The following is a 14,792-nucleotide window of genomic DNA, read 5'->3' on the forward strand; positions in this document are numbered from 1 at the left end:
TCAATCAAGGCTAAGTTCGACCGACTGAATTCCCGCTTTCACATCCACCATTCTAGCCGATTCAAGCTGCTTGCCTGCGGCAAGTGCTCGGGTCGCTATTCTGTGGGTGCCGACGCGAACATTGTCGAGCGCGATGGTCTTGCCCACGCTGCGTGCGGCCTCGGCGCCGTCGAGTAGCACAGTGACCTCACCGTCAAAATTACCTTTGATGGTGAGGTTGATTTGCCCCGGACGCAACGCGTCCACGGCTGCCTTTGCTTCGGCAGCTGCTGCTTGAGCGGTTTTGACATGGTCCTCGATCCGCTTGGTCACGTCCTCGATGCCTTTTTTCGCCGCCTCGTCGAGTTCGCCGCCCGATGTCTGGAATTCTTTGTTCCACTCCGTCGCCTCTGCCGTGGTGATTTTGTCAAGATCGTTGCAATAGGCCTCGGCGAGGGCGAAGATTTGGTCACGGGCCGCGGCCTCAGCGGCCTGGACATCAGTCGCCTTCCGAACCTTCTCGAGTTCTTTAAGCATCTCGAACTCTAACTTGGTCCAGAGATCACGCATCGAAAGAATTGCGATAACATAACGGAAATACGCGCTCGCCCTGTCCGTCGCGCGCTCATAGAAGGCAATCGCCCCCATCACGGCGTATATCACGAGGGCAAGAATCAGCGCGATGCGGCTCCACGGCGCAAAGCCTGGATCAAGCTGAAGCGCGGCCGCGGCCGCGGTCAGAAGGAAAGCCAGCGCACCGGCAACGGCAAGAAAGATCCGCGAACCGAAGACCCATCTAGTGCTGGTCGCACGCTTCGCGTCATAATAGTCACGGCGCTTCCTTGTAAACTCTCCGAGCCGTTCGAAGATATCGGACACGAGCTCGGCAAAAGTCATCGGCCCGTAGATTTGCGGCGCAAGTTCAAACGGAATGAAGGTGTTGCCGTTGCGATGTTTTGATTGGAACCGAGGCTTCGTCTTGTCATCTGCCGTCATCGATCGATCTCCACATCAACAAAGCCCTTGGACCCGAGCAAGCGCTCGAGGTCGGTGCGTAGCGGTTGTGGTTTGGCGAACGACTCGCTCTCGAACTCGGCGAATTTCGGCACATTCGAAGTCGGAATACCTGCCCCCCTCAGGGCAATTTGATAGTTTTTGGTATTGGAGACGCGCCTCCCGATCTCAACAAGAAGGTCCGAGCGGGGAATCGTTTCATAATTTCCTCGGCGCGTCGAAACGACTGCTTTGGCCATGGCTTTTGAATCTACTGGAAGGATCGAATCCAGAATTGCAAGTGGCTCGCCTTTGCTCGCGCCTGGCATCTGCCAAGGGGTGGCATTCACACTGCCATGATGGCCAATCTTGAGGAAAGCAAGGGGACCGTCGAGCTGTTGCTTGCGGAGATTCCACATCACGTTCCAGGCACAGTTTCCCTTACCTTTCTTGAACCCTTGGTCCCATTCGGCGTCGCCGACGAAGAGCAGTCGCTTGCCACCCCACTCCAGCAACAGGACGACGCTTGTGTTGTTGCAAACTTTGCCGTCGAGGTCAGCAAAAGCGAGCGCCGTCGATAGCATGCGCGATCGCAACTGGCGGAAGTCGGCGGGATCTATGTTTTTTGGTATCACGATATCAGAAGCAGCAGGCACCGCAGCGGTCACCGATGGCAACCCGGCTTCAACAAAACGCAACGCGCTTCGCAGCGACGGGTCCCCGGGGTCGCCCAGATAAAAGAAGTCGATATCTCTCTCTGGTCCAAGCACACTAATGCTCGCGCCATTTAGCGGCAGTTTCAGATCTGCCTTAGTCGAATCGGCGTGAACGTAGATCGGTTTGATTTTACTCCTATTGGGAAGCGTCTCCCTGAGCGTCGTCATTGCGTCCTTGTTGAGAGCCACCGCGCTAGCCAATTCCTGTAACCCAGGCCCGAGCGCTAGATTAAGCCGGACCGCCTGCGCCATCGCGCCTGCAGCAAAAGCGTGGAGCTTCTTGGCCTTCTCGGCCTCCGGATGGTTCAGGTCCATCGCGGCGTTCATCCAAATGGCACCGAACGAAAAGTCATCCCAGAGCTTCAGACCAAAACCAGTCATATGATCTTTGTGCTCATGGGTAACTACCAGGAGGTCGATCCGGCGTTTGCCATCGATCAACGGCAGTAAGGGCCTGAGTTTGCCCACGGCAGTCGCGAGAAGATCGGTGCTGCTCAACGTGCCGCAATCAATCAGGATGTGGAAGTCACGACCGTCGATATGTGCTTTCGGGACGCAGCAATATATGCAGTCACCTAAGCCGACGTCGAAGAGCCGGATCAGAAGCTTATCTGCCATTGCCGATCTCCGGTGTTATGGCTTTCGGCATGCTCACTGATCGAAAAATGCGGAGCAAGCTCGAAGCGGATGATGCCGTCCACGTTGCGAGCTCCAAATGGCGGCGAAGCGCGCGCAAGCATGCCAAGCTCGCCCGCGATCAATTCTCCGATCATTCCCGACTTGATTCTGGCCGCAATTGTGCCGAGGAGTTCTTCCCTCCGCTTCGCACCATTCGCCTGTTCGGCAAGCGCCTCTGCACCTTTGCCGACACTCACGGTCCCGGGCTTGCGGGCCCAGTGAATTCGGTTGCCGTTTTGGTCGAGGACCATCGTGGCGCCGCAAAGCATTGTGGTGCGCTCTCCGTTGAAACGGCCAAATCGCTCGCCTTCGAGACGCAACTCCTCACGCCAGATATATTGCACGACGATCTGGTCAGGCATTGATCGGAGATCAGGAGTCCGCTTACTGGCGCGAACGACGTCTGTAACTAAGATATCGGCATTGAGGGGGATAAGAAGTTTTGCGCGGTTGTCATCAAGGAAACGGTAGGCGCCCCCGCGCGAAGCGGCGATCGCATCGACTGAGTGAAATACGTCGAGCTGAGGCCGCTTAAATACCGGTGTAGGTGCAAGCAGCGCTTCGCGTTCCTCCTCCGCAAGAATGCCGCGCCCAATGAACTTATCGATCATCATAGATCGATATCCTTTGGGGTCGGTCGGATTGGCCACCTGTTCGGCCCGAAGGACCGCAAGGGCATAGTCCCGGAAGGTCACGGAGCAGGGAGGCAAAAGATCAAGCGGTTGAATTGCCAGCGATTGCATTCTTGGAACGGTATGAGCAAGCGCTGCTCGGTCGCTCGGTTGCTTGATGCTGCCTGCCTGGAACCGCTCCAATTCCGCCTCTCGCTGCTTGGCAAACACTCCCTTGAGAATGTCGAACATTGCTCCAGTCAGGACCTCGGACAGCGCGTGAGGTTCAAGGTTCCCAGCCATTGATTTCATCGTTTCGGAACTGAGTGCACTTCGCAGATAGGGCGCGTCCGAGACCGCTTCTCCAAATTGCTGGGCAAGCCCAGCCAGCAAAGTTGCAGCATCAAGGTTGCCCTTGCTTTCCTCAAGGACGTGTCTGCGGAAGGAATTGTTGCGGAATGCCATTAGGATCGCGGTGAGATCGCCTAGAAATTCATGAAAGCCCGCAGCCTCGGCACCAATCGACTCGTAAAAGTAAGGTCGCAATCCATCGAGAATGGCGTGGCCAAACTCGTGATTGACGATGTCACTAGAAAGGCATGTGTAAATGCGTTCCTTTCCCTCCCCGAACCAATAGAACTGAAGCGATTTACTCGCGCGGTCATAGTAGGCATTCTCGCCATAACCGGCATGAGGGAGGATGATGAGCCGATTGCCTTCGAAAGCCCAGCTAATCCTGCGACCCAGCCCAAAACCACTCTCGAAGAAATCCAGCGTATTCTGAACGATGGCCCAGACGCTCAGCTGATGAAATTGCGGAAGCGCGATCGCTTTCCCGTCGAGAGGCGTGCCGTTTGGCGCTATATAGCGGTTATTGCTGCTGTCCCAAACCGCGCTGGGCGCCAGGGTGTTGCTGGTCGAATCATAATCGACGACCACGAACCGAGCGCTAGTCGGACCATCGCGGAGGCCGGGCTCCCAAGGAGTGTTGAAGTCGGTGTCAATGCCGATATCTTTGTAGAGTTCGGCAACGCGCGGATCCTTGAAATAGACCTGGACCGGCATACGTAGGCCTGTCTCCTTCTGAGCGTCGAGCGATAGGTAGTGCCGCGACGAATAGAGGTTCGTCATCGTGGCGCGGGAGAGCACAGGATCCAGTTTAGGCGACTTGCTCGCTTTCGCCTTCGCCGTCTTGCTCCTCGCATTTCCCATGCCGTGCGCCTCCCCCTTTACGATCACTCCCCCGAGATACGCGTCACGATAGTAGGCTTTGAAAGTCGGCTACTGAATCACGACCGTCGCATTCGGTATTCTGACGCCATTGTTCGCCGGAAAAGACGCGCCAAGGAATGATTTCAGGTCATCGATGATTGCGATGACGCGGTTGCGGCTATCGATGAAGGCGATGTCATCGCTTACGTTTGCAAGATCCGTTGCCGGATTGATGCAACCAATGGACGAAAGGAACCCGCGGCCTGGATGAAATAGAATTCCTACCCGTTTGCCGGTCGGAAGCAGTAGCAGACCCGGTCTCTTAAGCGCAGCAGGATTCACGTTCGACGTATAGCCGATCGTTACATATTTATCGCCCGCCTGAGTGAACAGGTTATAGGTGCCGGCCTCTACACAACGATTATTGCCGGCGGTCTTGTTGTCGCCGGGCCCCTTCGTCTCTGCAGTTGCCCCAGAGAGAGCACCTGCGCTGACGCCGTCATGAAAGACTTGATACTTTCCCGTGGTTCTTCGCCGACTATTTCGCGTCTGCTCCCCAGCACGGGTAATACGCAATTCCCATTTTTTCGCCACTGACCACGCCCCCCTTTTGAGGTCTATATTACACGACAGTTTAACAAACGCGAGTGCTTAATCCCTTATTTTGAAATTTTGGATGGTGTCTTGGCTGTTTGTCGGGAACCATGTCGTCTCTCCGTCCATGCAAATAACGATAAGGATACTTCGCAATTCAACTTCCAACCGCCGGCACTTCGGATATTGAGTTTTGACGATTGGTCCCGCAGACCTTCGAGCCGACACCACGGGCGGTGCCGGTTGGTTGCCGTGGCTTGAACAGTTGAAACGTCGGCTCACTACCATTCGACAAGCAGTTCGCCCTACGCAATCCGTCAATCGGATTCCGACAGCTTCAACAAGCTGGCCTTGCGCGCTTCGGCACGAGACTGGCGTTGTCGCCGATATTCCGTTACTCGAACCCTTTCAGACGAGCAGGGTTGTATTGTCGATTGACCGGAGGGGCCAAAAATTTACGCTGTGCTCATTCTTCGTCCTAGTTGCCAACGAATCGGGAACGCGGCACACTACTTTCGCAAATTCACTGGAAAAGATGCTCGGGTGGCGTTCTCTGTGACTTATCCCTGAATTGTTTCATTATTCATGCTTTGCAGTCGCAACAGCTTGGCTGCATCGGCGTCCATTTTCAGGCATGCAAATGAAGCGAAATGCCTTACCGCATACGGCATTTAAAGAGGCTGGAATGACGAAGCGACAGGTATCTATTGATTCTGGCGGAAGCGTCGCAACCAAATCCGACAGTCCAGAAGCAGAGCTCCTTAGGAGAATAATTAGCGACAAGAGCCAAGAGGGGGCCGTCGAGGAGCTGATTTCGAAATTGAGGGGTCCCGGATACACGTTCGTAGAGCTTTTTCGCGATGCTGCCGGCCTGAAACAAAGCATCGTTGCCGTCAAAGGGCCGTGGAACCAAGTGATCGACCGCTGGAAGAGGCTTGACCGCACTGTCAGCGAGTGCGTGGTCCGCACTTCGGCGGCGCACGAGAGTTTCATGGACAAAACTGCTCACGCATTCTGTGAGATCGATCGAGAGGGCCTCATCGTTACCGCCAACGCGGCGATGCACAAATTCGACCCAAACTGTATTGGGAAGCCCTTGGCGAGCTACTTCGGCGAAATGGCAGAGTCCGTTCGCACCGCGATCGGAAATTCGCCGCGCCAACTTTTCCAACTGACGTTCAACGGCGAGCGAAAGTATCCGGTGCTGGCCGAATTTGGCAGGATCGAGACCGCTGGCCGCAATAGCGGCTACGCTCTGCTCGTTGACATGACAGACCTCTTCAATGCCGATCGGAAGGCGCTGGACGCCGCGCCGACGGGCATGGTCAAACTCGACGTTAGGCAACGGATTATACACGCCAACGCGGCGGCACTTAAATTGCTTGAGATCTCCGAGGCTGAAGCAATTGGCCGCGATGCCCGAACATTCATCACGGATGCGAAAAGCAGACGGACGGTCAAGCACCAAACCGCCGTGCGCCGCCAGGGTCGCGGCGGTGTGTATGAGGCTTTGTTCAGAACAGAGAAGAGCGGCAAGGAGGTGAAGCTGAGATTAACCAGCACGCCACTGTTCGACTCGACTGGGGCCTTCTCCGGTTCACTTATTTCGCTCCAGCCGATCGACTACGAGCGCGCGCATGAGGATATCGCTAGACTTCTCGCCACTGAGACCGACGTGCAGAAGCTCTTCGATGGCCTCGTCGAAATTGTCCGTCGCTTCGTTGAATTTGACTGGGCCGATCTCGTGGCATTCACGCCAAATCGGGACTACTCGCACTCTTTCTGCCGGTATCCGGTAGGAGGCCGCCCTGCTTACCATTCTCGTTGGTTCCCGATCCCGATTGAATATCGCAATTGGGTTGAAATGCCCAAGTCGTGGATAGCTGACTACGAGAATTTCCTATTGTCTTCCGAACCCGGCAAATCCCTCCTACAAACAAATCGCGATGTCCAGGACGCGATCGCGGTAGGCGTTAAGGCACTCATTACCGTCCCAGTTCTCTCCGGAGGCCGGGTATTGGGCGCGCTCTCACTCCAATCAAATCAGATCGGCAAATATAACGCAGCGACCCAAAAGACGCTCCACCTTCTCGGCCTGGACCAGGCTCTTCAAGCCATTTTTAGGGAGCGAGAGCGAACGGAGGAGCGTTTTTATTCCAGTTTCTTGAAAAAGCTTTGGGCGTCCAAATCTCACACCGAGCTTGCGCAGGCTATAGTCACCGGAATTGCCGAGCATTACAATTTTCAAACTGTCTCGATCTTCCGAGTCAACGCTATTCGCCAGCAGTTCGAGCCGCTAGCGGAAGCGAGCCGCGGGCTGCGACGCCGCATCAGCCCATCTGATTACAAGCTGCCTCTCGACAAGGGTCTGAAAGGTCTCGCCTATCAGCGCAAAGATGGGGCCATACTGCAGGATCCGAACGATGGAAGTGAAGAAGCCAGCGCGTTTCTGACCGCGCGGAAAGCCTTAGGCGTGACCGACGCAACGAAGTCAGAGCTCTGCATGCCGATCCGGGCGCGGAAGCGCACTCTGTGGATGCTCAGTATTGCTGATGACAGGGCGCATGCCTTCGCTGACACTGACTATACGGCGATTAACAAGATAATCGAACAGATCGAGCCTGCAATCGAGTGCCTCTTTCAGGACTTGGTGCGTCAACAATTGATCAGTGCTTTCCCGGAGGCCGTAGTTGTCGCAAGCATCGAGGGTAACATCCTGCGTTGCAACGAAAAAGCATCGCAAATGTTCGAATGTAAGTCGTTGGAAGGCCGTGCCCTCTCGGAATTCTTGCTTGATGAAGAAGGCCGTGCCGCATTCAAGGAGAGGAGATCAGCTCCAACATTGACCATTATTGTTGGGTCTCGTCGGAAGAAGACAACGGTTTTGATGTCCATTTTTACCCTTCCGGAAGAATTCGATCACATCGTCTTGCGTCTGCAGGATGTGACGAAGCTGCAATGGGAGACCGACCTCGAACGACTAAAGGCCGCGCTTGCAGAGGCGACCAGCCAAGTTCGCGTGCCACTCTCTTTGGTATCAAGTTTCGTCCAGCAACTTGAGCAAAAAGCCACTGACAATGGTTTGGCTGACCTGGCGAGGAACACGGTCCGCCAACTTGGACGCATCGAGCTGACTTACGATCGAGTGATGGCCTCTTATGGCAACAAGGCGCCCGTGAAATCCGGGAAAGCCGAGGTCAACCGCATCCTCCGTTACCTCATTGGCCAACTTCCAGATTTGAGCCGTCAAGTCATCAAGCACTCCGCGTCCAAGCGAGAACGCTGGGTTTCAGCCGACGAATACCGTTTAGCCTTCGCACTTGAATCCATGCTGGCCTATCTCCTTCGGGCGCACTGTGGAGAAAGCCTGATAGCAATCAACGTTAGTGATGTCGGCAACTCGGTCCAAGTTTCCATGTCGGGGCCAGTCCGGCAGATCGACGCAAACGGTGAACTTGCTACTCTAGTCGAGGCGACCCGAACGGATATTGCTCTCGGCGACGATGCAATAAGCCGGATCGCCGGTGACTATAAAGGCGCATTTACACGACGCCGTCGGCTGCAAGGTCGCGAAGAGCTGTTGATCCGGCTCCCATCGGCCTGAGCAGAAGGATTCTCGCAATGACATGGACGATCATTGTAGCAACAGGTGACACGGATCAATTGATTCAGCTTGTTGACTGTGCGGAAAAGATCAAAGAGCTCATGAGTTCGGCCGACCGCGTCCGTATCCTCAACGCTAGATCACTTGAAGGTGTCAAGGAACTGCATGGGCAGATTGCCGAGCCGGAGAAGGAGCTGATTATCATCGAAGCCGATCTCGCATCGAATCAGCCGAGGCTCAACGGCGGCGCACAATCTGGCCTCGATCTACTGAAGCAAATACAGGAAGAAGAAATCCCGCCGGCGTCGATTCTGGTTACAAGCCATGGCGAGCATTTGTTGGATGTCCAGCGCATGAAGCGATCCGAAATGCTTCTGGTCGACTCTGGAACGGAATACATCAGCCTGTCCGTGCGGCTTGCCCGCAGCCTCGGCGTGGTGAGCGCGCAACCGACAAGTGCGCTTTCCATCGACGAGACGAGCACAGCATCGAACGCAGCACTACCCGAAGTTCGACTGGAATTGCCGCCGCCGTATGCGCTGATTGAAGTCGACCTGCTGGAAGACGTGAATCATTCCATGGTGCGACTTCAAATCAACGATCGCCAACGTCCACAAGAAGATCGCCCAATAGCTCCGCTCTACCTTGACAAGGACGAAGTCGCGAAATTTCTGGAGGATTCCCGTCGATTCAGAAAGAACGTTTCCAATGTTCGACTGCAAGCTTTCCGCAAGCGTTGGTATGCCCATTATGCTTCACTGGGTGAAAGAGTCCACGACATGCTTTGGCGGACAAAGTTTTCCGAATACTATCTCCTCGCGGAGGGAGCCGTCGGATCGAATATTCGCTTGCGGTTCAATCTCGAGCCTGCCGTGTTCGATGGCCTTTGGGAATCAATACGCACGAGACGCAGTGACGGTTTCCTGATGCTCACAAATAGCGTAACGCGCAGGGCACGACGCTACGATAACATTCAGCTGTCCTCTGAAGGCGACATCGGCAACCTGAGCATTTTGGGAGTGGGATCCAAAGTGTCCTCCAATTCAACGCCGGTCGGACCGCAGGATGATACCTGGACCCGCTATTGGAACAAATTTGGTCGCCCGCTCCCACCTCTTGACCATGTTGAAGTCGAGATGCGGATGCTGAAAATGCTCCGCACCAGGGGCAGGCGGCAAAGCAAGGTTGGCGACGCACCCGAAAGCTCGGGGGTCGACGTCAAGATTTTGCCATCAGTGGCAGATGCCGACACTTGGTCGCTCGCCGACGCGCTAGAGCAGGAGCTCAAAAAGCATCCGCGCCGCTACGATGTCGTGCACTTTGCCGGCCACGCGATCTTCGCTTCGGACGCAAGGGGGGACCAAAGGGGCTATCTCGTTTTCTCCGGCTCGCCTAACCCGCGCGCCGTGCCGATTGCCAAGGTTGCAGGTTGGCTGGCGGGGACAAGCGTGCAACTCGTGTATCTGAGCTGCTGCAGAAGCAGCGCTCCGAAAGCCGCCATCGAACTTGCCAGCAATAAGGTCCCCATGACCATAGGGTTCGAATGGAATCTTGACGACTCCAAGGCGGTCGACTTCGCAAGTGCCTTCTACAAGTCGCTGTTGTCATCGGATTTTAAGGTGTGCCACTCCTTTCGCCAGGCACGGTCGCAGCTAAAGGGGGACTACGAAAGCGCCGATTCCATATGGGCCTCGCCCGTGCTCGTCACTCAACCGGAGAATTGGATGCAGGTCGAGGGGGTTCTTCGCCCGCCGGCTCGCACGCGCCGCCACGATGCGGCGGCCCGAGGCATGCGCGCAGCCGTCGACGAGCCCTCGGCTGACCCCAACATGCCTTTGGTGTAGGGGGGCCGCGCACTCCTGCACACGAAGAGCCTCTATGGGCTCAACGCTATCTCGAAGCTGTGCTGGCCGCACTGCAGGATCTCCAATGAATAGCCGAAGGTAGAAGGCTTCAGCTTCCGACGCAGCCTCTCAGTGGTCTCAGTTTCATTGGTCACCACGAGCGTGATCGGGCGACGCGCATCGCGCGCGCTTTCCACGATCCACTCCAGCGTCGAGAAGTCCGGGTTGCCATACCTACCATTCGCCGAGATCACATAGATGTCGGCGGTGACGGCTCGGAAGAAATCCCGTGTAGTGTTTCGGTCGCTTCCATGATGCTGCACCTTGAGAACGTTGACGTGAAGTCGACCGTCATCGGTGAGCTTCGCGGTCTTCAGTCCCTCGCAGATGTGGTCACCACGCGCGTCGCCGGTCAAAAGTAGCGTCTTGCCGTCACACTCGGCAACGATCACAATGCTGCTGAGATTGGGCACGCTCTTATCCGCCATCGCGGCAACCTTTGGGTTCACCGCGACCCTCTCGGATGTCTCCTCGAGCCATTTCAACCATTCGGCGCGTAGCGCCTCGAGATTGCCATTGGTCGGGCCGGCTATCGTGACCTTAAGGGGGCCCAGCTTGATGGCCTGGCCTGCGGTATCCACTAAGATGAGGTCGTCCTTGAAACCCTTGTTTGCAGCGATGGCCAGCTTTTGTGCCATCAGCCGCAGCCGATGTCCCTCCTTCACTCCGTAAAACGCATTGGCTGACAACGGCATGGCAACGTTCATTGCGCCTGCGGTCGCCATTAGCGACTGTAGGGTCTGTGCGATCATACCGGTCGGGTCGATGGTTTTCGAAAAGGAGTTGTGCCACAGGCCGCCCACTCGCACACGCGGCGGGCGGCCGCTGACAGCATCATCCTCCATGGCGGCGAAGAGTTCGAGCAGGCCGATAATATGGTCATTGTCGATGTGGCTGAGCACGATGCGGTCGATCTTGCCGCCAATTCCGATGATGCCGTCGAGAGCTGGATCGAGATCGGCAGCGAAATTGCCCGGCGGACCGCCGTCGACGAGTAAATAGCGCGGCCGTGTCCGAGTGCCGAACTCAAGAATCAGGCTGTCCCCGTATTGTGCTTGAACGACGTGCAGCTTGAACATGCTGACCTCAGAGCTGGGTGAGCTCGGAAATGGGCGAAGGGCGCGATTCTAGATCGCCGGTTACTACCAGCGCAAAAGTTTGTGGTGGGTCCCGCAGGGTATCTGCCAAAACAACGATAGTGTGACGGCCGGGCTTTGGCTTGTCGATACGCACGATCTGAACATTGTTGTTCGGATCGTCCTTCATTCCCGAGATATTAAGCACGGCTGCGGCGTTGCCGTTGCCTACAAACTTTTCACCGGCTTCATTATCAGCGATCAACAGCAGGCTATTTTGCAGACTGCGCGCCGCAGGGTCCGTCCAAGCGAGGCATATCCGCAATGGCAACCTGTCGCCCACCGTGATCTCGTAGCGAAATTTTTGTCCGGTTCGTCCGAATATTTGGGCCGGTTTCTTCCAAGAATCGACGAAGGCGAGCGCCAACCCGGGAGCAGCAGCGCCGGGAATACTCGCCGCCATATCAATCCTGCCGAAACCCTGGTGGAAATTCGGTTCCCCTGGCAGAGGAGCGACAGCACAGACACCTGTCATCCGTCTTGTTCCGTTGATCAGCGTAGCCTTCAGAAGAGCTGCGCTCGGCTCGTTCCACTTGCCCTCTTTCTGAAAGCACTCCCTTACCAGCGCAGCGCATCCCGCGACATAAGGCGCAGCCATGCTGGTGCCTCCCATGAAAGCGTAGAGCGGGTTGTTGGGGTAGGCGCCCCAGAACTTGTAGAGTGCCGCCTGGCTCGATTTTGCCGCCGCAATATCGGTCCCGGGGGCGACGATGTCGGGCTTGATCCTCAGGTCGTCAGAAGGCCCGCGGCTGCTGAAAGCAGCGATGCACTCTGGATCGCCGGAGACCTTCTGGCTAGCGATAGGACGTTTTGGATAATTCTCGTGCCAGGCTTCGCCCCAAGTGAGCTTCGCATAGCCGCCGATGGTGCGGCTGTTGCGGCTCGCTCCAACCGTAAGCCCGTTCTTCGCCGTCGCTGGTGCAGCGACAGAAGGCCAGTCAACAAACCCAGAGGATGCACTGGTCTTGGCTCCCGGCTCGCGAGGCACCGCAATCCCATCGTTTCCCGCCGCAATAACGATGAGCATGTCGGGGTGGGCCGCCACGAAACGGTCGACATCCATCGACATCTCAGAGTATCGCGCGTAGGCGAATGCGCCCCAGCTGTTGTTGTGAATGCGGACGCCCATCTCATATGCCTCAAAGAAAAGCGATTTGAGGTTGTTTGGAAGCCCGCCAAGGCCGCCATTGGGGTCGAGAACCGATTGGAAGAAGAGCTTCGCCTTCGGCGCGGCGCCGCATACATCGCCGTTCGACTTAATCCCGTCGCCGAGCGCGCACCCTGCGACGTGAGTTCCATGCCCTTCGGGGTCGCTATGGTCGCCGGGTCGACCCAAGGCGCTGATTCCAATTATGCGACCTTTAAAATCGGGATGGGAATCGTCGATGCCTGTGTCGGCCACGCCGATGATCTGCCCCTCCCCCTCGAACCTGTGCTTCGGCTCGCCGGACCGTTCGATCCCTAGGATCTCGCGCGCCATCCGGTCAAGCAGTCGCGGCGGTTGCAGCTCTTCGACAACCGCTACCTCTGGCCGACTGGCAAGCTCGATCAGGTCGACGCTATCCTGCCTCAGTGACACGCGCAAAGCGTCCGGGTGGGTAACTATCGGTTTGCGACCTCGCTTCGTCAACCATCGCTCTACCGCTGGCAAGTCTTCGGCGCGATGCACCCGGACCGCATGCGGCAACGTGAATCGCGGAGCTGTCGACTCCGTTTCCAGGCCGCGAAACGTGCGCTCTGCCGAGGGTGGCTCCCTACGTCGCCTGGCGTCAGCGACGTGCAGCGTGTCCGCCTCTGAGTAAAGCTGGATGCTGTCGACAAACGACAATGCCGCACAGACGCGCACTTCCTCTGGCTTGAGGTGACACGTATACTTGTTGCTGCTCAACCGCTCAATCAGCCGGATCCTTTTCAGCTCGCCTCGCCGGCTCTCTGTCAGCGGACCGTTTAGCCGAATGATATAGAACTGTGGGCGAAGGACATCCTCCGATATGATCTTCTCGTCCGAGCCCTTGTCAGCGATCGTGATGGCCAAAGAGCGGCCGCCCCGTATCGTCGCGGGTTTGCGGGGAGCGCCACCATGCGACTCGCCGCCCCGTGTCGCCTCGGCGATCGGCGGCGAGACGGCGTCCGACCGCGATTCAATTATCTCGACTGGCTTTACTACGAGGCCACCGCTGGCGAGCCGACTTATGTCCTTCGAATCGATCACGCCTATGACGTAACCCTCGGTCCATTCCGCTTCCGTAATCGTCCCTACCGTTTCAGCAGCGCGGGCGACATCCCGTTCCCTCTCGTGCATAAAAAACGCTTTTACCCGATACTTGGCCATCAAACATCCTTCCGCGGAATTCGATCTGCGAGCGCCGTATATCTGGCTGGGCTTAAATGCTATATCACAAATAGGAGCGGCACCCAACTTGCAATATGACTTCAGTCGGGCGCAATGACCTCCCGGCGACGTCAAATGGTGTTGCTATTGCTAGAGAATATGTTTTGCGATCGCTACACGGTAGCGAGGTTGCTTGGGGTAGGCGCTCGCGTGCCATGCAGTTATCTCACGACAGCGATCAGTGCCGAAAGAGGATTGAACTCTGGATAGTTCAAATAAAATCAAATACTTACGTCATAGCTTGTAACATTGTGACGGCCGAAAAAATGACCGGGAAGTCGCCCCTATTCCCCATGGTTTCGGCTGGACGCCAAAGACCTGCCCGGCCCATCTAGATCGGGCCTCAATTTGAATGCCTGGGCTGCCACCGGTCGCCGCGAGCAGCACGGTCTTGCCCGTCAGCGCACGACAATCGACGAGATCGAACAGGTGTTTGAGGGCGCCAGTGTAGGAAGCCCGATAAACGGGCGTTCCGACCACGAGCAGGTCGGCCTTCTCGACACGCTGGATGATTGCTTCGCCGGAACCGCCAAGTGCGCCGCGGGATAGCCCAGCGAAAAGCGACGGCGCCGCTTCGGTGATTTCGATCAGACCGGTGTCGGCCGGCACCCGAAACGCGACCGCCTTGACCAGCGCGTTCACCATCGCTGTGGTGCGGGATGGCGTGCTTACGCCGCCTGATATTCCTAGAACCGATATCGTGCCTCGCCGTCCAACTCTCGGTTCCTGTATGCACAACAGGCCATTTCTAAGCTGGGCAGACGATATTTGACATTTCTATAGAGATAACGAACTATGTTTCATTTTTTGGCTTCGGAGAGAAAAATGGCCGTTCTGCTCCATGATCTGTAGCGACGCCCATGTGGGAGTAGACAGAAGCGCAGGCCATCGCACGAGAAGGATCGAAACGGCCTCAAATTCATCCATCGACATTTTCAAAGGCGCCTTTTCCTTGCGCAATCAGGAACGCGTG

General features: G+C 56.5%; 9 protein-coding genes. 2 read left to right on the forward strand and 7 right to left on the reverse strand.

Annotated features, from left to right (window positions below):
- From CK220_RS25820 to CK220_RS25835, 4 genes are all read right to left on the reverse strand, one after another.
- On the reverse strand, positions 1 to 975 hold the full coding sequence (locus CK220_RS25820) for a hypothetical protein (protein WP_095814227.1): 975 nt from the start codon (positions 973 to 975) through the stop codon (positions 1 to 3).
- Positions 972 to 2,306, reverse strand: coding sequence for a metallohydrolase (locus tag CK220_RS25825; RefSeq protein ID WP_095814228.1), 1,335 nt, complete (start codon positions 2,304 to 2,306; stop codon positions 972 to 974). The genes CK220_RS25820 and CK220_RS25825 overlap by 4 nt, the downstream gene beginning before the upstream one ends.
- Positions 2,288 to 4,189 (reverse strand): serine protease, encoded by a 1,902-nt coding sequence (locus tag CK220_RS25830; protein WP_245429403.1) that lies wholly within the window; start codon positions 4,187 to 4,189, stop codon positions 2,288 to 2,290. Before CK220_RS25830 ends, CK220_RS25825 begins: the two co-directional genes overlap by 19 nt.
- Before the next feature lie 69 nt (positions 4,190 to 4,258).
- Positions 4,259 to 4,783, reverse strand: a complete 525-nt coding sequence (locus CK220_RS25835; RefSeq protein WP_095814229.1) for a hypothetical protein — start codon at positions 4,781 to 4,783, stop codon at positions 4,259 to 4,261.
- 685 nt (positions 4,784 to 5,468) lie between these two features.
- Between CK220_RS25835 and CK220_RS25840 the strand changes: the two genes are divergently transcribed.
- Positions 5,469 to 8,387, forward strand: a complete 2,919-nt coding sequence (locus CK220_RS25840) for a PAS domain-containing protein (protein WP_176479207.1) — start codon at positions 5,469 to 5,471, stop codon at positions 8,385 to 8,387.
- A 17-nt stretch (positions 8,388 to 8,404) separates the two neighbouring features.
- Entirely contained in the window at positions 8,405 to 10,231 is a 1,827-nt protein-coding gene (locus CK220_RS25845; protein WP_095814231.1) for a CHAT domain-containing protein, read from the forward strand.
- A 32-nt stretch (positions 10,232 to 10,263) separates the two neighbouring features.
- On the opposite strand, the gene CK220_RS25850 is transcribed toward CK220_RS25845, so the two are convergent.
- The 3 genes from CK220_RS25850 to CK220_RS25860 all read right to left on the reverse strand — a co-directional run bounded on the left by CK220_RS25850 (position 10,264) and on the right by CK220_RS25860 (position 14,557).
- On the reverse strand, positions 10,264 to 11,370 hold the full coding sequence (locus CK220_RS25850; protein WP_095814232.1) for an MBL fold metallo-hydrolase: 1,107 nt from the start codon (positions 11,368 to 11,370) through the stop codon (positions 10,264 to 10,266).
- Positions 11,371 to 11,377: 7 nt separating this feature from the next.
- Entirely contained in the window at positions 11,378 to 13,759 is a 2,382-nt protein-coding gene (locus CK220_RS25855) for a S8 family serine peptidase (RefSeq protein ID WP_095814233.1), read from the reverse strand.
- A 294-nt stretch (positions 13,760 to 14,053) separates the two neighbouring features.
- Positions 14,054 to 14,557, reverse strand: coding sequence for an NAD(P)H-dependent oxidoreductase (locus tag CK220_RS25860; protein ID WP_280952757.1), 504 nt, complete (start codon positions 14,555 to 14,557; stop codon positions 14,054 to 14,056).
- Positions 14,558 to 14,792: the final 235 nt, after the last annotated feature.

The organism is Mesorhizobium sp. WSM3860 (assembly GCF_002294995.1).
In the GTDB taxonomy this organism is placed as follows: Bacteria; Pseudomonadota; Alphaproteobacteria; order Rhizobiales; family Rhizobiaceae; genus Mesorhizobium.